This window comes from Streptosporangium lutulentum (genome assembly GCF_030811455.1).
In the GTDB taxonomy this organism is placed as follows: Bacteria; Actinomycetota; Actinomycetes; order Streptosporangiales; family Streptosporangiaceae; genus Streptosporangium; species Streptosporangium lutulentum.
In genome coordinates, this window is the sequence record NZ_JAUSQU010000001.1 from 8,341,698 (window position 1) to 8,361,022 (window position 19,325).

Consider the following 19,325-nt stretch of genomic DNA (forward strand, 5'->3'; position numbering starts at 1 on the left):
GATGCGAGTGGATGAAGTGCCTACGGCGGGGTCCCGCCGCACACATTGGACGGGATCTCCAAGAAAGAGGTTCCGGGGCAATTGTGCGGTTCGCCTGCGAGCCATGGGCTCTCCTGCGACGCGGTCAACGGTAACCCAGGTAGGGGCCCTCTGTGGGCAATGGATGCGAGCACTCTTCGCACGGGGGTATTTTGACGTGACCGTTCACGTCCTTCGCGTCCCTCTATGCCCGTTTTATGCATACTTGAGAGCATGGTGCTGTCGTCTTGACAGATGTACGGTACCGACCTGGCTCATGCGTGACCGAATTGTTACATCACAGAGACAAATCGATGTGGAGCGGTACGGGATAGTCGCGTCCGACCGGTGTGGCGTCAGTGCGGAGGCCGGGATCGCGGAGAGCCGGAGGACCACAACGTCCTCACCCGCGTCGCCCGGGCCCCGGAAGTTCATGTCGACGCCCACCTGCAATGGGAGGAAATACCGTAATGCGTTTTACTAAGGGCGCCCGGATCGCCGCCGGCACCGCGCTGCTCGCCCTGGGACTGGCCGCGTGCGGCAGTGGTGCCTCCACGGGTGGGGGGACGGCCTCGGCCGATCTGCCCGTGCGCATGGAACTCGGCGAGCCCCAGAAACTCTTCTATCCCGGTGACACCTCCGAGTCCGAGGGCGCCGAGGTCCTGGCCGCGGTCTTCGCTCCGCTGGTGGATTACGACGAGAACAAGCAGGTCGTCAACGAGGCCGCCGAGTCGATCGAGACCACCGACAACAAGGTCTGGACGATCAAGCTCAAGCCGGGCTACACCTGGCAGGACGACGGCTCCGCCGTGACCGCGCAGAACTACGTCGACGCGTGGAACTACGCCGCCAACCAGGACAACGCCCAGAGCTCCAACGGCTTCTTCAACCGCATCGAGGGCTGGGCCGACCTCAACCCCGGCGAGGGCCAGACCGTCTCCACCAAGGAGATGAAGGGCCTGAAGGTCGTCGACGACAACACCTTCCAGGTCACCCTCACCCAGCCGTTCTCGCAGTTCAAGACGATGCTGGGCTACACGGCGTTCTATCCGCTGCCCTCCTCGGCCTTCGGCGACGACGGCAAGATCACCGAAACGTACGCCAAGCAGCCGATCGGGCAGGGGCTCTTCAAGTTCGACAAGCCCTACAACAAGGGCACCGATCAGACGATCGACCTGACCCTGTACGGCAAGTTCCCGGGGAAGAAGCCGAACTTCGACAAGCTCCAGTTCAAGATGTACACGAGCCCGGAGACCGCGTTCAACGACCTGGCCGCGGGCAACGTCGACGTCGACGACTCGCTGCCCCCGTCGGCGATCTCCCGGGCCAAGTCGGAGTTCGGTGAGCGCTACATCGACCAGGCCGACGCGACCATCGCCTACATCGGCTTCCCCCTGCAGTACAACAAGACCTACGCGAACATCAAGGTCCGCGAGGCCATCTCCCTGGCCATCGACCGGAAGACGATCGCCGAGACGGTCTTCTCCGGCACCCGCGCCCCGGCCGACGACTTCATCAACCCGCTGCTCGACGGCTACCGCCAGGGCGCCTGCGCGGTCTGCACCTACGACCCCGCCAGGGCCAAGACGGAGTACACCGAGGCCAATGGTCCGAAGACGCTGGAGCTGGGCTACAACGCCGACGGTCCGCACAAGGAGTGGATCGAGGCCGTCGCCAACAACCTCCGCGCCAACCTCGGCGTCCAGGTCTCGGTGAAGCCGTTCGAGAAGTTCGCCTCGATCCTCGACGAACTGGACCAGAAGACCTACGGCGGCATGTTCCGCATGGGCTGGGCGATCGACTACCCGTCCGCGGAGAACTACCTGACCCCGGTCTTCTCCACCGTCGCGATCAAGACCGGCTCCAACTACGCCGGCTGGTCCAACAAGGAGTTCGACGACCTCCTCGCCAAGGGCGACAGCGCCCCGACGCAGGCGGAGGGCCTGAAGTTCTACCAGCAGGCCGACGACATCCTCATCAAGGAGCTGCCGTACATCCCGGTGTACTACTACCGGATCAACGCCGCGTTCTCCCAGAACGTCAAGGGCGTCAAGATCAACCTGCTCAACCAGGTCGAGTGGTCCGAAGTCGAGAAGACCGTCTGACGGATGGCAGCGGGCCGGGCGCACCGCCCGGCCCCACTGGCCGCCCGAGGCGCTCTCACGGCGCCACACCGATCGGTTCCGGGGAGGGGTGCCCGGGCGGCATGTACGGGAGGCTTGAATGGGCCGTTACATCATCAGGCGTCTGATCCAGGCGATACCTGTCCTGCTGGGCGCCACCCTGCTCATCTACGCCATCGTCTTCGCGCTGCCCGGTGACCCCATCGCGGCGCTGGCGGGCGACAAACGGCTGGACCCCAACATCGTCAAGGTCCTGCGCGAGCAGTACCACCTGAACGACCCGTTCCTGGTGCAGTACTGGCACTACCTCACGGGCCTGTTCAGGGGTGACTTCGGCGCGACCTTCGCGGGTGTGCCGGTCACGGACATCATGGCCGGCAAGTTCCAGGTGACCATCAACCTGGCGGGGACCGCCCTGGTGATGGAGGCGGTCATCGGGGTCGGCCTCGGCCTCTACGCGGCGCTGCGCCACGGCAAGGCCCAGGACTCGCTGATCCTCGCCGCCACGCTGGTGCTGATCTCCGTCCCCACACTGGTCACCGGCTTCATGCTCCAGCTGCTCCTGGGAGTGAAGCTCAAGCAGGCGGGAATCGACCTCTTCCCCGTCGCGGGCGTGGCGGAAGGCCTGCGCAGCTATCTGCTGCCCGGCTTCGTGCTCGCGGGGGCGTCGATCGCCTACCTCACCCGGCTCACCCGGACCAGCCTCGTGGAGACTCTGCGCGCCGACTACATCCGCACCGCGGTGGCCAAGGGCCTGCCCCGGAGGCGGGTCGTCGGGCGGCACGCGCTGCGCAACGCGCTGATCCCACTGATCACCTTCCTCGGCGCCGACCTCGGCACGTTGATGGGCGGTGCGGTGATCACTGAGGCGATCTTCAACCTGCCGGGTATCGGCCAGCAGTTGTTCACCTCGGTCTACCTGCGAGAACAACCCGTGGTCGTCGGAATCGTGACCGTGCTGGTGCTGATCTACATCCTGGCCAACCTGGTCGTTGACCTGCTCTACGCCGTGCTCGATCCAAGGATCCGCTATGAGTGACACCCTTGCCCCGGACGTCAGGCGGGGCGCCAAACACGGTAAGCGGGGCGGGAAGAACCCGGCGCCCAAACCCGACAGGGTCGCGAGCCTGTGGACCGACGCCTGGTACGACCTGCGCCGCCGTCCGCTCTTCATCGGCTCGGCCGCTCTTATCGCTGTCTTCCTCGTCATGTCGGTGTTCCCTCGGCTCTTCACCTCGGTGGACCCGTTCGACGCCGCGACCTGCCAGCTGGCCCAGGCCCGGCAGGGCCTGAGCGGCGCCCACTGGTTCGGCACCGACAACCTCGGCTGTGACGTCTACGCCCGCACCATCTACGGCGCCCGCAACTCGATCGTGGTCGGCGTGAGCACCACCGTTCTCACCGCGCTCGTGGGCGGCCTGCTCGGCCTCCTCGCCGGGTTCAAGGGCGGCGCGCTGGACACCTTGTTCTCCCGGATCACCGAGATCTTCTTCGCGATCCCCTCGATTCTCGGCGCCCTGCTCATCCTGGCGGTCTTCCGTACGGGCAACGTGTGGACCGTCATGCTCGCGCTGGCCGTGCTGACCTGGCCGATGACGTTCCGCATCATGCGGGCCTCGGTGATCACCGTCAAGGGCCAGGACTACGTGGTCGCGGCCAGGGCGCTCGGCGCCTCCTCGTCCCGGATCATGTTCCGGCACCTATTGCCGAACGCGATCGCCCCTGTGATCGTGGTTGCCATGATCAATCTGGGCAGCTTCATCGCCGCCGAGGCGGGCCTGTCGTTCCTCGGCGTAGGACTGCGCTCACCCGACATCTCGTGGGGTCTTATGATCGCCGATGCCCGGGAGCGCTTCCTGGAGGCTCCGGGGCCGTTGCTCTTCCCGGCGCTCTTCCTGAGCCTGACCGTGCTGGCCTTCATCATGCTGGGCGACGCGGTGCGCGACGCCCTCGACCCGAAGCTGCGGTAAGGGGGACCAGTGAAGAAGACGTCAACGCCGGCGTTGCCGGACAGGGGAGTCCTGGGCAGCGAGCCGTTGCTCGCCGTCGACGACCTGCATGTGGAGTTCGCCACCAGGCAGGGAGCCGTCAAGGCGGTCAACGGGGTCAGCTACGCCCTGAACCCCGGAGAGACGCTCGCCGTGCTCGGAGAGTCGGGCTCGGGAAAGTCGGTGACCGCCCAGGCGATCATGGGCATTCTCGACATGCCTCCGGCCCGCATCCCCCGGGGTGAGATCCGGTTCAAGGGCACCGACCTGCTCAAGCTGTCGGAGGACGCCCGCTCCCAGGTCCGCGGCCAGCGGATCGCGATGATCTTCCAGGACGCGCTCTCCGCGCTGAACCCGGTGTTCACCGTGGGTTCCCAGATCGGTGAGATGTTCCGGGTTCACCGGGGCACCTCCAGGGGCGACGCCCAGAAGAAGGCGATCGAGCTGATGGACCGGGTCCGCATCCCCGGGGCCAAGCAGCGGGTGAACGACTACCCGCACCAGTTCTCCGGCGGCATGCGCCAGCGCATCATGATCGCGATGTCGATCGCGCTCGATCCCGAGGTGCTGATCGCGGACGAGCCGACCACCGCGCTCGACGTGACGGTGCAAGCTCAGATCATGGAGCTCCTCGCCGAGCTGCGGCGCGAGAGCAACATGGGCCTGATCCTGATCACCCACGACCTCGGCGTGGTGGCCGACGTGGCCGACAAGATCGCGGTCATGTACGGCGGGCGGATCGTGGAGAACGCCCTCGTGCACGACATCTACCGGGCTCCCGCCCACCCCTACGCCAAGGGCCTGCTCGACTCGATCCCCAGGGTCGACCAGAAGGGCCAGGAGCTGTACGCGATCAAGGGAATGCCGCCGAACCTGCTCGACATGCCCTCGGGGTGTTCCTTCCACCCCCGGTGCCCGTACCGTCAGGACAACTGCGTCACCGAGGCGCCGCCGCTCTACGAGATCGGTCCGACACGCAACAGCGCCTGTCACTACTGGAGGGAGGTCCTCGATGGCAGCCACGGGTGAGCCGATTCTTGAGGTTCGCGACCTGGTCAAGCACTTCCCCCTGACCCAGGGCATCCTGCTGAGGAAGCAGATCGGTGCGATCAAGGCGGTGGACGGGGTCTCCTTCGACCTGCGCCGCGGCGAGACGCTCGGCATCGTGGGCGAGTCCGGCTGCGGCAAGTCCACGCTGGCCAAGCTCCTGATGGCGCTGGAGCGGCCGACCTCGGGCTCCGTGAAGATCAACGGCATGGAGATCGCCAACGCCAGGGGCGGCGACCTCAAGCGGGTCCGCCGCAACATCCAGATGGTCATGCAGGATCCGTACACCTCGCTGAACCCCCGGATGACCGTGGGCGACATCGTCGGCGAGCCGTACGAGATCCACGAGGAGGTCGCGCCCAAGGGCGACCGCCGCCGTAAGGTGCAGGAGTTGCTGGAGGTCGTGGGTCTCAACCCCGACCACATCAACCGCTACCCGCATCAGTTCTCCGGCGGACAGCGGCAGCGCATCGGCATCGCCCGCGGGCTGGCGCTCCAGCCGGAGATCATCGTCTGTGACGAGCCGGTGTCCGCGCTCGACGTGTCGATCCAGGCCCAGGTCATCAACCTGCTGGAGCGGCTGCAGAACGAACTCGGCCTCGCCTACATCTTCATCGCCCACGACCTGTCGGTGGTCCGCCACATCTCCGACCGGGTCGGCGTGATGTATCTGGGGAAGGTGGTCGAGCTCGGCAAGGACACGGAGATCTACGACCGTCCCGCGCACCCCTACACCCAGGCGCTGCTGTCGGCGGTGCCGGTGCCCGACCCCGAGGGTCGTGAGGGCCGCGAGCGGATCATTCTCCAGGGCGACCCGCCGTCCCCGGCCAACCCGCCGTCGGGATGCCGGTTCCGGACCCGTTGCTGGAAGGCGCAGGACATCTGCGCGGAGGAGGAGCCGCTGCTGCAGATCCGGCCCGGCACCGCGCACGCGAGCGCCTGCCACTTCGCGGAGACCCACGACGTGGTGCACGCATAGGAGCCGGAAAGCACCGGCGTGCCGGAAACGTGAGAGGACCGGGACGGGTAAGAGGTCCGAAAACGTGAGAAGGCCGGAAAACGCACGAGGGCAACGCCTCCACACGTGAGATGTGGAGGCGTTGCCCTCACCGGTTACCGCTACCTGTTACCGGTTGGACGGGCGTCGTCCTCAGCGGTTTGCGGAGCTGAGGATGCCGAGGCCAACGTTGTTGAGAGCGTTGACGCCGATGAGGCCGCTGTTGGACGCGACACCGTGGCCGAACCCGCTGCCGGCGCTGACGTTGCTGTTGTTGATGATGCCGCGGCCGCCGAAGCCGCCGTGGCCGTGGCCGAAGCCGCCGTGGCCGAAGCCACCGCCGAAGCCGCCGCCGTAGAAGCCGCCGCCGAAGCCGCCGCCGTAGATGCCACCGCCGTAGATGCCGCCGCCGAAGCCGGCGCCGTAGATGCCGCCACCGTAGATGCCGCCACCGCAGGGGCCGGCCACCACGGCCGGCGGCAGGCAGCCGCCGCCGTAGATGCCGCCGCCGTAGACGCCGCCACCGCCGGAGACCACGGTCGTGGGAATGATGGTGTTGCCGTACGTGACGGTGCTCGTCGGAACGAAGGCCGGAGCCCCCTGGACGATGCCGCCACCACAGCAGTTGGAGGACTTGGAGGTGGATGCGGATGCGGCCGCAGCAGGTGCGAGAACGGCGATGCCGACGCATGCCGAAGTGATGAGAAGACGACGAATCATTTTTGTGTTCCCCCCGAAAGGAAACCGCGGCAGTCTCTGGAGCGAAAACTCTCCGGCTGCACGCGGCTACTCAACGTAACAGGAGCGAGACTATCCATCGACACTTCTTCAATCAGTGCGAGGATGGTCATGAAGCGGCAATGATCGAAGGGCTAGAGCCTGGCGAACCTTGGCCAATCGTCAGCCCGATGCCGTGTCCGATTCATCTGGCGACCCTCTGTCGTGTCCCGTAATGATCAGGCCGGCTCGCTGACCTGGGCCATGGTCCGGGACAGTACGGGCTTGGCCCGGGGCGGAACGACTTTGCCAAGGAGGGGAACCGCCGTCCACGGTGAATGGCCGTCGATCACGTTTATCGCCACGGGCGAATCCGACACAAGTGCTTGATCGGAAATGTCCTCTGTTTAGGGTGATCGACGCAGAACCTATTGATAAGTAGGAAATTTTCGCGCGCGACGGCGAAGTCTGACCAGCGAGCGTCCGGCCATGGCGAGGACGAGCAGGATCAGTATGGAGCAGACGATCCTGCGCGAGACATCGGTGCCACGGACCGGCGTATCCCGGGAAAGGACGGGGGAGGCCGGCGACGCCGAAGACACCGAAGACACCGCGGGCGGAACCGCGGCACGCAACGGCCGCCGCTGGGCCCTGGCGGCCTGTTCCAGCGCACGGGCGGCGTTGACCACACCGTGGCCGTAGTCGGGATCGTGCCCGCCCTCGGGGGCGTGGGTGGTGCCACGTTCGACGGCCCTGCGGACCTGAGCGGGAGTCAGCCGGGGGAACTCCGATCTGATCAGTGCCACGACTCCGGCGACGATGGCCGCGGCCGAGCTGGTGCCGTCTCCGATCACGTAGGAACCGTCGACGGCGGCACTGACGATCTGAACTCCCGGTGCGACCAGCGACAGGTATTCCTGGCGATTGGAGAACGAGGCCACCCTCATCCCCCTGTCCACCGCGCCCACCGCGATCACGCCCGGATAGGCGGCGGGGAAGTTCCTGCGGTTCGGACCTTCGCCGTCGTTGCCCGCCGAGGCCACCAGCACCGAGCCCCGGTCGAGTGCGTAGCGCACGGCCTTCTCCTCGGTCGCCGCTCCCTCCCACGACCCGCTGCCGCCGCCCAGCGACATGCTGATCACTTCGGCGCCGTGGTCGGCCGCGTAGCGAATGCCCTTGGCCAGTGCGTCCTCGTTCCAGGTGCGGCCCCGGCGGCGCTGGGGGTCGTCGTTGTCCAGCGTGACCCTGACGGACAGGATCGTCGCGGCGGGAGCGATCCCGCTCACGCCCCAGGCGTGGTTCTTGCCGTGTCCGCGCCCGGCGATGATGCTCGCCATGGCCGTGCCGTGGCGTCCCCACCGGGGCGCCTCCCCCCGCGTGCCCGTCAGGTCGGTGCCGCCGGTCACCGCCCCGGCCAGATCGGGGTGGCCGGCGTCGACCCCGGTGTCCAGCACGGCGACCACCACGTTCTCTCCCCGGGTCCGCTGCCAGGCCTCCGCCACCCCCAGCGGAACCAGGGGCCACTGCTTGGACCGTACGGTGGCGCCGATGTCGTCGGCCTGGACGGGTGCGGCCACGACCATGATGGCCAGCGGGGCTACGAGAGCCTGAACAGCCAGGACGGTTCGAACCGTTCTGGACGCATGCGTGTAGAGCACGATGACCTCGTCGGAGGGGGATCGGGACACGTCACGGGGATTGTGACACGCGCCTTACCCCCCAAACCGACGCTTCAGTAAACAGGCCTATACGTAGGGTGATTTCCCTTAGGTCACTTTAATTACACATGTCATGGCACAAGAGATAGTCGTACGTGGGCTCCCGGCGGGAGGCCGAGCCGCTGGGAGGCGTCGCCGGCGTTGACCGCCAGGGCGACCAGCCCGGCCGAGTCGATGAAGGTGACCAGCTCTCCCGGGGGCACCGCGGCGAACGTCTCCTTGAACGGCACGGCCACCCGCCGCCTGCCCAGCCAGACCACCAGCGTGTCTCCCGGGCGCACGCCCAGCGTGGCCAGATCGCCCGCGTTGATCGACAGCTGGGCGTTGCCGTGGTGGTCCACCGACAGCACCTCGCCCTCGGCCGTGCCCTCCTGCACCAGCGAGGTCGGCGCGGGCAGCGAGACCAGCCGGTTCAGCGGGATCTCCGGCCCGAGCTCGGCGAGGTCGCGCCCGATGGCCAGGTGCGCCGCCACGGGCGCGAAGAGATCGCGTCCGTGGAAGGTGGGCGAGACCGGTTTCAGGAAGAAGGCCTCGTTGGTCAGCTCGTGGGCGACCCTCGCGCCGCCGCTGGCGTGGATCGCCCACGACAGCAGGCCGTTGTCCGGGCCCAGGAAGACGTGGTCGCCCGCCTCGACCGCCACGGCTCTGCGCGAGCCGCCGCCCCCGGGGTCCACCACGGCGATGTGCACGCCCGGCGGAAGGTAGGCGATCGTCTGGGCCAGGATCGCGGCGCCGCGCCGTACGTCCCCGGAGGGGACCAGGTGGCACACGTCGATGATCCGCGACTCCGGAGAGATTCCGACGATGACGCCGTGGCACGCGGCGACGTAGCCGTCTTCGAGGCCGTAATCAGTGAGAAGGCTGATGACAGAGGTCACACTTGGTGACTGTACGTCGCTGGATCCGTCATGAACAGGAGGAAATTTCGGACTATCCTGACTTCGGGCCGCGTGCTCGCGGTGTGGTCACCGTGGGTCCGACCGAGGAGGAAAGCAATGGACACCGCACCGATCCCCGGTGACAGTGCTGCCCCTGAACCGATCCCGCGCGCTCTCACGGACAGGGAGCGGGAACTGCTCGCCTTCGAACGCCAGTGGTGGCGCTACGCGGGCGCGAAGGAGCAGGCGATCCGTGAGGCCTTCGACGTCTCCGCCACCCGTTACTACCAGCTGCTCGGCGAGCTCATCGACTTACCCCAGGCGCTCGCCCACGATCCGATGCTGGTCAAGCGCCTGCGCCGGCTCCGTGAGACGCGCCGGCGCGACCGCGCCGCCCGGCGGCTGGGCCTGAATCCCTGATCTCCGGCCGCGGTCGGCCCGGTGGTCCGGGCTTGCGTCCGTGATCTCTAGATATGTCCGTTGATCGGGCTTATGTCCTTGATCTCTGGGTACGGCTGGTCCGGCAGGCGGTTCATCTGCGAGGAGCGAGCCCGGTGAGCGAATCAGGACGGCGGAGCCGACGAGAGGTCGAGCGATCGTGACCCCGGACACGACCGAGGGACTGAGAGCGATCGTCGCCGATCCCGCGGGGGCGGTGATCGGACTCGACTTCGACGGCACCCTGTCACCGATCGTGCCCGACCCCGCGGCGGCCAGGATCCATCCGGACGGTCCCGGGGTGCTGGCCAGGCTCGGTGACCTGGTCGGCGCCGTGGTGATCGTGACGGGGCGTCCGGCCGCCGTCGCCGTCGAGTACGGTTCCCTGGCGGAGGTGCCGGGGCTGGTCGTGCTCGGCCACTACGGCCTCGAACGCTGGGAGGCGGGCAGGCTCTCCGCGCCGCCCGTCCATCCGGGTCTGGCCAGGGTCCGGGACGCGCTCGTCCCACTGGTCGCGGGGTTCGACGGCGCCAGGATCGAGGACAAGGAGCGGGCGGTGGCCGTGCACACGCGGCAGAGCGCCGACCCGCAGCTCGCCCTCGACGCTCTGCGCGAGCCGGTCGCCACGCTGGCGGCCGAGGCGGGGCTGGCGGTCGAGCCGGGCAAGTTCGTGCTGGAGCTGCGTCCGCCGGGGATGGACAAGGGAGTGGCGCTGAGCGCCTTCCTGAGGGAGCGACAGGCGCGGTCGGTGCTGTTCGCGGGTGACGATCTGGGAGACCTGGCGGCGTTCGCGGCCGTGCGTGCTTCCGGGCTGCCGGGGGTGACGGTGTTCAGCGGGTCGTCCGAGATCGTGGTGGAGGCCGACATCGTCGTGAACGGCCCCGACGGGGTGATGGGACTTCTCCGCTCGATCGCTGATTCGATCGGGGCCTAGCCCCCAGCGGGAGCATGGGCCCCGGCATGCCGCCCGGAGCCGGCCAGGATCCCGCCGACGGCCAGCCCGATCAGGGCGGGAACCATGAGGAACGCCTGGTGGGTGCCGAACGCGTCGCCCAGCGCGCCCAGCAGGAACGGTCCCACGCCCACCGCGACGCTGGAGAAGACGGAGGCCGTGGCCGTGGCCTGATCCGCTCGCCCGTCCGAGGCGGCCAGCACCCGGGAGAGCGCCAGCGGGAAGTGCAGCGAGGCCCCGAGTCCGGAGACGGCCAGGCCGGCGTAGGAGAGCACGGGCTCCTCGCTCAGCCAGAAGACCGCCCACCCGGCCGCGGTGAGCGCGAGCGCGCAGACGAACAGGGTCGTGGGCGCCATCCACAGGGCCAGCCGCGCACCGGCGAACCGCCCGGCCGCGAGGCCGGCGGTGAACGCGGTCAGCCCGATCGCCGCCATCGCCGCCGACAGCCCGGTCCGGTCGGCGACCAGTTTCGCCGCCCACAGGTTGAAGCAGAACTCCAGGGCGACACAGCAGAACAGCACCGCCGCCGCGACGTAGAACCGCCGGCTGAACCGCGCCTTGGCCGCCGGGCCGGTGGGGACGCCGGTGCTCTCGCGCTCGGGGATCCAGACGCGGCCCATGGCCAGCGCGAGCAGCGCGGTCAGGATCGGGGTCATCAGCAGCGCGGCCCGCCAGCCGAGCGCGCTCTGCGCGGCGAAGCTGATGACGAACGACGCCCCGATGCCGACGGTCACCCCGACGGCGTTCGCCTCGCTGATCGCCGCCGCGCCGGCCGGGCCGTGGTGGTCGTCGAGCGCGGCCATGCCCGCGTAGAGGGTGATCGAGCCCATCCCGCTGGCGATGCCGTATCCGAGAAGGGTGACCGGCAGCGCGTCGCCGAGCATCACCAGCATCACTCCGACGTTCACCCCGGCGAGTCCCGTCCAGGTGACGGCCCGGCGGCCGATCCTCCGGGTCAGCCAGGGGAGGGCGAGTCCGGTGAGGATGCCGCCGACGGCCATCGAGGTGCCGTGCAATCCGGCGACCGTCTGCGACACGCCCTGGTCGATGCGGAGCAGCGGGAGAGCGGCGCTGAGGCCGTACAGGTAGGTGGCGAAGATGCCGAGCTGGAGGTAGATCAGCCAGGTCGCGCGATCACGAGTCAGCCTGACGAGCGCGATGGCGGCCACTGGTTCCCCCGAGTATGAAAATGAAATACCGGCAAAAGCTATCTCATGGCATGCGAAAGCGCCTGTCTGGGTGGATTACTTGAGAGCGGCGAGCTGGTCCGCGAACCAGAGGTGCGGAGGGAGCGCGGTGGCCGCGGCGGCCAGGAGGGTGCCCCGCCTGACGCGTTCGCCCTCGGACATGAGCAGGCCCTCGAAGAGGGCGGAGGCCGTGGCCGAGACGTCGTAGGGGTTGACCGTCAGCGCGTGCTCGCCCAGCTCGGCGGCGGCTCCCGCCTCCCGGGACAGGATCAGCGCGCTGCGAGGCGACAGGATGGGCCCCTCCTTGGCCACCAGGTTCATGCCGTCGCGGATCGGGTTGACCAGCAGCACGTCGGCCAGCCGGTAGGCGGCCAGCGAGCGCGGGTAGTCGTCGTTCACGTTGAGGATCAGCGGGTCCCAGTCCTCGGTGCCGTATTCGTCCTCGATCTCCTTGGCACTGCGCTGCACCGCCGCGGTGTATTCGCGGTATTCGGGCAGGTCGTGCCGGGACGGGTAGGCGAAGGCGAGGTGGACGACCCGGCCGTGCCACTCCGGGTGGGTCGCGAGGAACTCCCGGTAGGCGGCCAGGCCCCTGACGATGTTCTTGGACAGCTCCGTCCTGTCGATCCGCACGATCAGCATGCGGTCGCCGACCTGGTCGCGGAGGGCGGCCATGTGCGATTCGACGTCGGGTTCCGACGCCCGTGTCCAGAGCGCCTCGCCGTCCACGCCCAGGCTGTGCACGCCGATGCGGGTGGTCCTGCCGGCATGGGTGACCGTACGGCTCCGGCGGTCCACCTGGGCGCCGAGCACCGTCTCGCAGCAGTCGATGAAGGCCCCGGCCCAGCGCGCGGTCAGGAAGCCCGCGTGGTCCGCGCCCAGGATGCCCTCCAGCAGCTCGGTCCCGACGTCGTCGGGGAGCAGGGTGAAGTACTCCGGCGGCGCCCAGGGAGTGTGCGAGAAGTGGGCCACCCGCAGGTCGGGACGCTCGCCCCTGAGCATGGCCGGGACCAGGCTCAGGTGGTAGTCCTGCACCATCACCCTCGCCCCGTGCGCGGCCTCCTCGGCCAGGGCCATCGCGAACGCCTCGTTGTAGGTCCGGTACGACTCCCACTCCCGGCGGAACCTGGCGTCGAAGTGCGGCATGTTGGGGGTGTCGTAGAGAAGATGGTGGACGAACCAGAGGGTCGAGTTGGCGACCGCGTTGTAGGCCCGGTGAAAGGTCGCCGGCGGGATGTCGAGCATCCGCAGCGCTCCGGTGTCGTAACCGGCCTGGTCCAGCCGGCCGCCGGGCGCCAGCCGTACGGCACCGCGGTCGCCGTCGGAGAGCGCGGCGCAGACCCAGAGGACGTTGAGATCTTTGGCGACCTCCGACAGGCCGGAGACGAGGCCGCCGCCGCCCCTGCGCATGGACAGCGAGCCGTCCTCGGCGAGGGTAAAAGAGACGGGGCCGCGGTTCGAAGCGACCAGGATCGCGTTCATTCAGGTCCTCTTCACCTAGACGAGTAAGTCCGATGTGATCAGTGGTCGTAGGCGATCAGCGAGCGGGTGACCGGGGCTCCGGTCTTGTTGTTGTGCCAGATTGCCGCGGCCATCGCCAGGATGCGCTGGGCGACGCGGACGGCGACGCCCTCGAAGGTCCGTCCGCCGTGTTGTTCCAGGTCGAGTTGGCCTTTGAGAGTGTCGTTGACCGACTCGATGAGCTGGCGGACCTTCTTGAGCATTGGCTCGCCGTGCCGCTGTTTCTCCCGCTTGCGGGAGGGACGCAGCAGGTCGATGCCGTGGGCGGCGAGTTCCTTCTCAAAAGGCTTGGAGGCGAAACCCTTGTCGCAGATGAGCAGAATGCCCTCGCGTTCGGCGATCAGGCCGGCATCGACCTCGAGCATCGCGGCCAGCACCTCCCGCTCGCCGATCTTCGGGTTGGCCAGCGCCCATAAGATCGGCATGCCGGTCGGGGTGCACACCAGATACAGCCGCAGGCCCCAGAAGAACCGGGAGTGTGAGGCGCAGTAGCCATAGCCGGCCCAGCCGGCCAGGTTCGAGCGCTGCACGGTTGGGCGCGACATCCCGCACGGCACCGGTGTGGAGTCAACGATCCAGTGGTTGTCGAACCAAAAGTCGCTGTCGGTGGCCAGCTCCCGGATCATCTGCTTGACCAGGGGCAATGCCGCGCGCAGGCGTTTGTTGTAGCCCGACTGCTGCGGCAGGTACGGGAACATGCCGGACAGGTGCGTGCGGGCGAAGCGCAGCCAGCGGGCCTCGGAGTGGTGACCGAGCAGCGCCTGGGCCACCGCTAGGCAGACGAGCTCGGAGTCGCTGAGCAGCGGCGGCCTGCCCATCGATCGGCTTCCTCCGATCTTGTCGTCGATCTTCACATATAGTGCGGTCAAGAGGGTGTTCAGGTCTTGCGTCACAACATGATCTTGAACGCCCTCTCTTCATGCCCGGTCACCGGCCCCAGACATCGGACTTACTCGTCTAGGGACACGCCTGTCCTGAAGGTTAACCGGGACGTCACCAGGATGCTCTGGACTTCAGGCCAGGGAAGAATGGCGTCGATCAGATTGTGTCAGCTCTTGTCATTAGGTTGGTGGATATGCAATGTTTCTGCGCTGCCCTTGGAGCTGGGGCGGGGCCGATTTGGGCGGGGTTCCGGTCGATGGGGACGTTAACGAATGTGGCTTCCGACCGTAGGATGTCCAGCGACTGTGACCGCTGATGGGGGTCCGCGATGGCGCTGGACGAGACGACCGAGGAACTGGCCCGCGGGGCCGCCCAAGGTGATCACCGGGCACTGGGCGAGCTGCTGAAGCGGATCGAGCCGGACGTGCTGCGGCACTGCGGGCGGATCCTCCCCTACCGGCAGGACGCCGAAGAGGCCTGCCAGGACACGTTGCTGGCGGTGGCGCGCAACATCGGCCGCTTCGAGGGGCGTGCCCGGTTCAGCACCTGGCTGCACATCGTGACCGCCAACTGCGCCAGGACCACCTATCGCTCGATGAAGCGACGTTCAGCCGAGCAGGGATCGGACGATCTGCTTCTGCAGAAGCCCGATGTCGCCAGGGTGAGTGTGATCGCCGGTTCCAGGCTGGACCTGCTCGACGCGATGGAGGCGCTGGAGGCCGAAAAGCCCGATCTGGCCCAGGCGCTGGTGCTGCGTGACATCTGCCAGCTCGACTACAGCGAGGTGGCCGAGCAGCTCCGCATCCCGCTCGGCACCGCCAAGTCCCGCATCCATCAGGCGCGCAAATACGTCCAAGGAGCTCTGGGCGACGCCTACGGTTTCTGACCTCGACGGGGTGGCGGGGAGCCCGGGGCGGGTCGAGCCGGTTTGCGGAGGTTCCTCCGCAGGAGCCGGAGCGCACCGGCAGACCCTTTTTCGGAAGGCCGGCGCTCCGGTGGGCCCCGCTCTAAAAACACCGCCCGCGTGGCGCGCGGCTTTTGCGGCCCCGAACGGCAACGGCTGAATTAGGGTGGCGTTGCCCACATCGCATGATCAACCTGCGATACGGGGTGATCTCCCCCCCTCATGCTGTGAAAGCCGAGGTCGAGGAGAGACCCCATGTCCCGCAGACATGTCGTTACCACGGGATGCGTTCTGTCGATCACCGCACTTACCCTGGCCGCGGTTCCGGCCGGCGCCGAACGCCGGGCAGCGGGCCCCCCGGTCGCCGCGGCCGCTCCGGCCGCGCTGAAACCGCCGCCGGGCATGGTGGAGGCGCTCCAGCGCGACCTGAATCTCAGCGAGGCGCAGGCCGAGGCCCGCATTCTGAACGAGGCCCGCCTGACCCCGATCGCGGCGCAGATGAGCACCAGGCTCGGCCCCCGCTACGGTGGCTCCTGGCTGCGGGGAAACAGCGCACAAGCGCTGGTGGTGGCCACCACCAGCGCCGCCGACATCCCCGTGATCCTCGCCGCGGGCGCCCAGGCCGAGGTCGTCACCAGGTCGCTGGCGGAACTGGCCACGATCAAGAAGCAGATCGACCAGAGTCTGCCCGCGAATCCGCTGGTGTCGAGCGCGCGCTACGTCGACGTCAAGCGCAACAAGGTGGTCGTCCTGGCCCCGAAACCCGACGAGGCCCAGATCGTCGTCGAGAGCGCCGGCGTGGACACCGAGGCGGTGATCGTGCTGCCCTCCACCGAGGTCCCCCAGCCCTTGTATGACCTGGTGGGCGGCGACGCCTACTACATCGGCGTCACCAGCCGCTGCTCGATCGGTTTTCCCGTGGTCAAGGGCGCCCAGAGCGGTTTCGTCAGCGCCGGCCACTGCGGCAAGACCGGTGCCACCACCACCGGCTTCAACCGGATCGCCCAGGGCGTCTTCCAGGGATCGACCTTCCCCGGCAGCGACTACTCCTGGATCGCCACCAACGCCAACTGGACGGCCCAGCCGGCGGTGAACAACGGCGAGGGCGGCACCATACCCGTCGCCGGCGCCCGCGTCGCGATCGAGGGCGCCTCGGTCTGCCGGTCCGGCTCCACCACCGACTTTCACTGCGGCCTCATCCAGCAGCGCGACGCCAGCGTCACCTACCCCCAAGGCACCATTTTCCAGCTGACCCGCACCAACGTCTGCGCCGAACCCGGCGACTCGGGCGGCGCCTTCATCTCCATCGACCAGGCCCAGGGAGTCACCTCCGGCGGCACCGGCGACTGCAGCTCGGGCGGCACCACCTACTTCCAGCCGATCGGCGAGATCCTCACCGCCTACGGCCTGTCCCTGAGAACCACCGCGGGCAACCCCCCGCCGCCGACCACGGGCACCTGCACCGGCTACCCGAACACCGTCACCGGCACCCTGACCAAGGGCCAGTCGGCCTACCAGCCCAGCAACCGCTACTACCAGTCGACCGCCGCAGGCGTCCATACCGGCTGCCTGGACGCCAATGTGGGCGTCGACTTCGACCTGTATCTGCAGAAGTGGAACGGCACGACCTGGCCTACTGTCGCGACCTCCGAAAGTGCGGGCCCGGACGAGAAGATCACCTACACCGGCACCCCCGGTTACTACCGCTACCGAGTGGTCGCCTCCAACGGCTCCAGCCCCTACACCCTGGGGTTCAGGGCACCGTAACCCGCCTCGGCTCCCCCCTCACATCCCGATCACCGGATGCGTTCCCGACGACCGGTAGGCGACAGCCGAGCGGTCCGTCGCAGAGCCGATGGGCGACCTGCTCGTTCACCTGTGGAAATTCAGAAGGGAGAGGTGCTGCAAGCCCTGCGGGTGCAGAAGCAGATGCCGTGCATGCCTGCGCGGTCCGCGTAGTCGGTGCGGACCGCGCGGACCTCGCGGACCTCCCGCCTTAACTCTGCCTATGGGTAAGGGACGTATGAGGAAGTTCGTGTCGACTGTGGTGTGGCATACCAGGGTTTCGAGGCTGGCCGGGGTACTGGGAATGGGGAAGCCTCTCGCTACGGCAGCCGCCCCGCCGCAGGCTGGCTTGTCCGGATTCTCCCGGCTGGCGGCGGGTTTCGCGCTCGTCCCCGCCACGACCGTGCTCATCGTCACGCAGTCCGGTGCGGGCGCCCCGCAACCGCCGGTGAGCCTTGGAACTGCGGGCAGCTTCGCGGTTCTGGCTGGGAGCACCGTCACCGGGAACCTCGGGCTGAGCCCGGGCACGGCGGTGACCGGCTTTCCGCCCGGCACCGTGAACGGAACCATCCATGCGGCCGACGCCACCGCCGAACAGGCCAAGACCGACCTGACCGCCGCCTACGACGATGCCGCCGCTCGGACTCCTGCCGCCACGGTGCCGACGGAGCTCGGCGGGACCACCGTGACGCCGGGGGTCTACACCTCCGCCGCGGGCACCTTCGGGATCACCGGGAACCTGACCCTCAACGCGCAGGGAGACCCGAACGCGGTCTTCGTCTTCCAGGCGGCCTCCACCCTCGTCACCGCGTCCGCCAGCACGGTGACCCTCACCGGGGGAGCCCAGGCGAGCAACGTCTTCTGGCAGGTCGGCAGCTCGGCAGCTCGGCCACGCTGGGAACCAACTCCAGCCTCACCGGGAACATCCTCGCGCTGACCTCGATCACGGTGACCACCGGCGTGACCGTCAACGGCCGCGCCCTGGCCCGCAACGGCGCCGTCACCCTGGACACCAACACCATCACCAGGCCCGCCGGTGCTCTCTCCATCAGCGTGCCCGCGACCGCGAATCTGGGTTCCGCGGCATCCGGTGCCGCCAACGTATCGGCCCATCTCGGCGAGGTCACCGTGACCGACGCTCGCGATGTCTCACCCGCCGCCTGGGTCGCGACCGTCAGTCGGGTGGTTTCTGTAGGCGGCTCCAGCTCCTGCAGGCCGGGTTGCACGACGCCGTACCCCGCTCCTGGCCTTGCCCTTCCCGCCGTGCCGGTCGCACCCCTGAACGGATCATGCCCGAGGGCGCGGATCGCGGTTGATGCTCAATCCCAGTTGAAGAACTGCTCGAACCTGAACCTTCGCACCAGGAGGGGGACGGAGTCCCGGCCGGTCACTCGGATCTTCCTGAGGCGGGTCTGCTGGTTCATCGTGACCTTCACGCACGTCAGGCAGACCTCATGATCTCCCAGCAGGGCGAAGTAGGAGATGCCGGCGCTGCGGCGTCCGAGACCCCTGTCGGAAAGGCCCAGTCCCACCTCACGGTAGATCCGCCTCGAACCCTTGAGGTTGAACGCGGTGGAGCCGATGATCGCGTGGTTCGACGTGGGGGGACAATGTACGAATATCCGGACGTTGTTGTTCTGGCGGGGATTCCAGGGCAACACCCGGAGCGACGTGACGTTCTTCAACTCGGGCGGGATCTGCCCGCCGTTCTTTCCCGAGGAGCCGCTCTTTCCCGAGGAACCGCCCTTCCCCGAGGAGCCGTCGTCCTTGCCGGAGGTGGTGGAGTTGTTGACGTTGACGTTCTTCTTGGAAGGGTCGGGGTCGGCGGCGACCTTCCGGACGACCGCGGCCGGGGTGTCGGACACCCCGGCCACGGGGCTCTGGCCTATCAGGAGAGCGATGACCGCTCCCATTCCCACGACGAGACGCATGTGTTCCTCTTGCCGGACAGACGCCGGACGTTGGTGGCGTGTTCTCGCCGAGGGACGGACACGCGGGTGGCGACGGAGGGCCGGTGCCTGGAACAGCGCGTGGAAGGATGACCGGGCACCCGTCCTGACCAGGCTTATTGTCTTATTATGCCGATCATGTCGTGCCGAGGTGCGCGCCACACCGACGCCGGCCCGCGGCTCGCGGTTCGCGCTCGGGGGAAGCTCGGGGGAAGCCGTCC

At 68.0% G+C, this 19,325-nt stretch carries 17 protein-coding genes; 10 read left to right on the top strand and 7 right to left on the bottom strand.

Going from position 1 to position 19,325, the window contains the following annotated elements:
- The first annotated feature begins 488 nt into the window (after nucleotides 1–488).
- The 5 genes from J2853_RS37655 to J2853_RS37675 all read left to right on the top strand — a co-directional run bounded on the left by J2853_RS37655 (nucleotide 489) and on the right by J2853_RS37675 (nucleotide 6,155).
- Complete coding sequence (locus J2853_RS37655; RefSeq protein WP_307565779.1) at nucleotides 489–2,123, top strand: peptide ABC transporter substrate-binding protein; 1,635 nt, start codon at nucleotides 489–491, stop codon at nucleotides 2,121–2,123.
- A gap of 118 nt (nucleotides 2,124–2,241) precedes the next feature.
- Nucleotides 2,242–3,180 (top strand): ABC transporter permease, encoded by a 939-nt coding sequence (locus J2853_RS37660; RefSeq protein WP_307565780.1) that lies wholly within the window; start codon nucleotides 2,242–2,244, stop codon nucleotides 3,178–3,180.
- Nucleotides 3,173–4,111: an ABC transporter permease gene (locus J2853_RS37665; protein ID WP_307565782.1), complete on the top strand. Its 939-nt coding sequence runs from the start codon at nucleotides 3,173–3,175 to the stop codon at nucleotides 4,109–4,111. Before J2853_RS37660 ends, J2853_RS37665 begins: the two co-directional genes overlap by 8 nt.
- A 9-nt stretch (nucleotides 4,112–4,120) precedes the next feature.
- The gene (locus tag J2853_RS37670) at nucleotides 4,121–5,158 is read left to right on the top strand and encodes an ABC transporter ATP-binding protein (RefSeq protein WP_307565783.1); all 1,038 of its coding nucleotides are present in this window, start codon (nucleotides 4,121–4,123) and stop codon (nucleotides 5,156–5,158) included.
- Complete coding sequence (locus tag J2853_RS37675; RefSeq protein ID WP_307565784.1) at nucleotides 5,142–6,155, top strand: ABC transporter ATP-binding protein; 1,014 nt, start codon at nucleotides 5,142–5,144, stop codon at nucleotides 6,153–6,155. The genes J2853_RS37670 and J2853_RS37675 overlap by 17 nt, the downstream gene beginning before the upstream one ends.
- A 171-nt stretch (nucleotides 6,156–6,326) precedes the next feature.
- Here the strand turns inward: J2853_RS37675 and J2853_RS37680 are convergent, their stop codons facing one another.
- From J2853_RS37680 to J2853_RS37690, 3 genes are all read right to left on the bottom strand, one after another.
- Nucleotides 6,327–6,893: a hypothetical protein gene (locus J2853_RS37680; RefSeq protein ID WP_307565786.1), complete on the bottom strand. Its 567-nt coding sequence runs from the start codon at nucleotides 6,891–6,893 to the stop codon at nucleotides 6,327–6,329.
- Between the two features lie 425 nt (nucleotides 6,894–7,318).
- Entirely contained in the window at nucleotides 7,319–8,578 is a 1,260-nt protein-coding gene (gene mycP, locus J2853_RS37685) for a type VII secretion-associated serine protease mycosin (protein ID WP_307565788.1), read from the bottom strand.
- 101 nt (nucleotides 8,579–8,679) lie between these two features.
- Nucleotides 8,680–9,486 (bottom strand): SAM hydrolase/SAM-dependent halogenase family protein, encoded by an 807-nt coding sequence (locus tag J2853_RS37690; protein ID WP_307565790.1) that lies wholly within the window; start codon nucleotides 9,484–9,486, stop codon nucleotides 8,680–8,682.
- Nucleotides 9,487–9,603: 117 nt separating this feature from the next.
- Here J2853_RS37690 and J2853_RS37695 point away from each other — a divergent pair, with 117 nt between their 5' ends.
- Together J2853_RS37695 and otsB are read left to right on the top strand one after the other, a co-directional pair.
- Nucleotides 9,604–9,906, top strand: coding sequence for a DUF3263 domain-containing protein (locus J2853_RS37695; protein WP_307565792.1), 303 nt, complete (start codon nucleotides 9,604–9,606; stop codon nucleotides 9,904–9,906).
- 178 nt (nucleotides 9,907–10,084) lie between these two features.
- On the top strand, nucleotides 10,085–10,858 hold the full coding sequence (otsB, locus tag J2853_RS37700; protein WP_307565794.1) for a trehalose-phosphatase: 774 nt from the start codon (nucleotides 10,085–10,087) through the stop codon (nucleotides 10,856–10,858).
- Here otsB and J2853_RS37705 read toward each other — a convergent pair.
- The 3 genes from J2853_RS37705 to J2853_RS37715 form a co-directional block, all read right to left on the bottom strand.
- The gene (locus J2853_RS37705; protein ID WP_307565796.1) at nucleotides 10,855–12,045 is read right to left on the bottom strand and encodes an MFS transporter; all 1,191 of its coding nucleotides are present in this window, start codon (nucleotides 12,043–12,045) and stop codon (nucleotides 10,855–10,857) included. The two genes, otsB and J2853_RS37705, sit on opposite strands and share 4 nt — an antisense overlap.
- A 75-nt stretch (nucleotides 12,046–12,120) precedes the next feature.
- Nucleotides 12,121–13,545 (bottom strand): alpha,alpha-trehalose-phosphate synthase (UDP-forming), encoded by a 1,425-nt coding sequence (locus J2853_RS37710; protein ID WP_307565798.1) that lies wholly within the window; start codon nucleotides 13,543–13,545, stop codon nucleotides 12,121–12,123.
- Between the two features lie 38 nt (nucleotides 13,546–13,583).
- Entirely contained in the window at nucleotides 13,584–14,477 is an 894-nt protein-coding gene (locus J2853_RS37715) for an IS982 family transposase (RefSeq protein ID WP_307555729.1), read from the bottom strand.
- A gap of 317 nt (nucleotides 14,478–14,794) precedes the next feature.
- On the opposite strand from J2853_RS37715, the gene J2853_RS37720 reads away from it, so the two are divergent.
- The 3 genes from J2853_RS37720 to J2853_RS37730 all read left to right on the top strand — a co-directional run bounded on the left by J2853_RS37720 (nucleotide 14,795) and on the right by J2853_RS37730 (nucleotide 18,092).
- Nucleotides 14,795–15,352 (top strand): RNA polymerase sigma factor, encoded by a 558-nt coding sequence (locus J2853_RS37720; protein ID WP_307565799.1) that lies wholly within the window; start codon nucleotides 14,795–14,797, stop codon nucleotides 15,350–15,352.
- A gap of 273 nt (nucleotides 15,353–15,625) precedes the next feature.
- Nucleotides 15,626–17,137, top strand: a complete 1,512-nt coding sequence (locus J2853_RS37725) for a S1 family peptidase (RefSeq protein WP_307565801.1) — start codon at nucleotides 15,626–15,628, stop codon at nucleotides 17,135–17,137.
- Between the two features lie 322 nt (nucleotides 17,138–17,459).
- The gene (locus tag J2853_RS37730; protein WP_307565803.1) at nucleotides 17,460–18,092 is read left to right on the top strand and encodes an ice-binding family protein; all 633 of its coding nucleotides are present in this window, start codon (nucleotides 17,460–17,462) and stop codon (nucleotides 18,090–18,092) included.
- Between the two features lie 382 nt (nucleotides 18,093–18,474).
- Here J2853_RS37730 and J2853_RS37735 read toward each other — a convergent pair whose 3' ends face one another.
- Nucleotides 18,475–19,086 carry a hypothetical protein gene (locus J2853_RS37735; protein ID WP_307565805.1) on the bottom strand — a complete coding sequence of 204 codons (612 nt, stop codon included), beginning with the start codon at nucleotides 19,084–19,086 and terminating at the stop codon, nucleotides 18,475–18,477.
- Between the last annotated feature and the right edge of the window lie 239 nt (nucleotides 19,087–19,325).

What these genes read in the sequence shown, in the direction of transcription:
- J2853_RS37730 (WP_307565803.1), top strand. Translation starts at nt 17,460, where the DNA reads ATGGGGAAGCCTCTCGCTACGGCAGCCGCCCCGCCGCAGGCTGGCTTG.
- J2853_RS37675 (WP_307565784.1), top strand. Translation starts at nt 5,142, where the DNA reads ATGGCAGCCACGGGTGAGCCGATTCTTGAGGTTCGCGACCTGGTCAAG.
- J2853_RS37660 (WP_307565780.1), top strand. Translation starts at nt 2,242, where the DNA reads ATGGGCCGTTACATCATCAGGCGTCTGATCCAGGCGATACCTGTCCTG.
- J2853_RS37695 (WP_307565792.1), top strand. Translation starts at nt 9,604, where the DNA reads ATGGACACCGCACCGATCCCCGGTGACAGTGCTGCCCCTGAACCGATC.
- J2853_RS37710 (WP_307565798.1), bottom strand. Translation starts at nt 13,545, where the DNA reads ATGAACGCGATCCTGGTCGCTTCGAACCGCGGCCCCGTCTCTTTTACC.
- J2853_RS37665 (WP_307565782.1), top strand. Translation starts at nt 3,173, where the DNA reads ATGAGTGACACCCTTGCCCCGGACGTCAGGCGGGGCGCCAAACACGGT.
- J2853_RS37725 (WP_307565801.1), top strand. Translation starts at nt 15,626, where the DNA reads ATGTCCCGCAGACATGTCGTTACCACGGGATGCGTTCTGTCGATCACC.
- J2853_RS37735 (WP_307565805.1), bottom strand. Translation starts at nt 19,086, where the DNA reads ATGCGTCTCGTCGTGGGAATGGGAGCGGTCATCGCTCTCCTGATAGGC.
- J2853_RS37655 (WP_307565779.1), top strand. Translation starts at nt 489, where the DNA reads ATGCGTTTTACTAAGGGCGCCCGGATCGCCGCCGGCACCGCGCTGCTC.
- J2853_RS37720 (WP_307565799.1), top strand. Translation starts at nt 14,795, where the DNA reads ATGGCGCTGGACGAGACGACCGAGGAACTGGCCCGCGGGGCCGCCCAA.
- J2853_RS37680 (WP_307565786.1), bottom strand. Translation starts at nt 6,893, where the DNA reads ATGATTCGTCGTCTTCTCATCACTTCGGCATGCGTCGGCATCGCCGTT.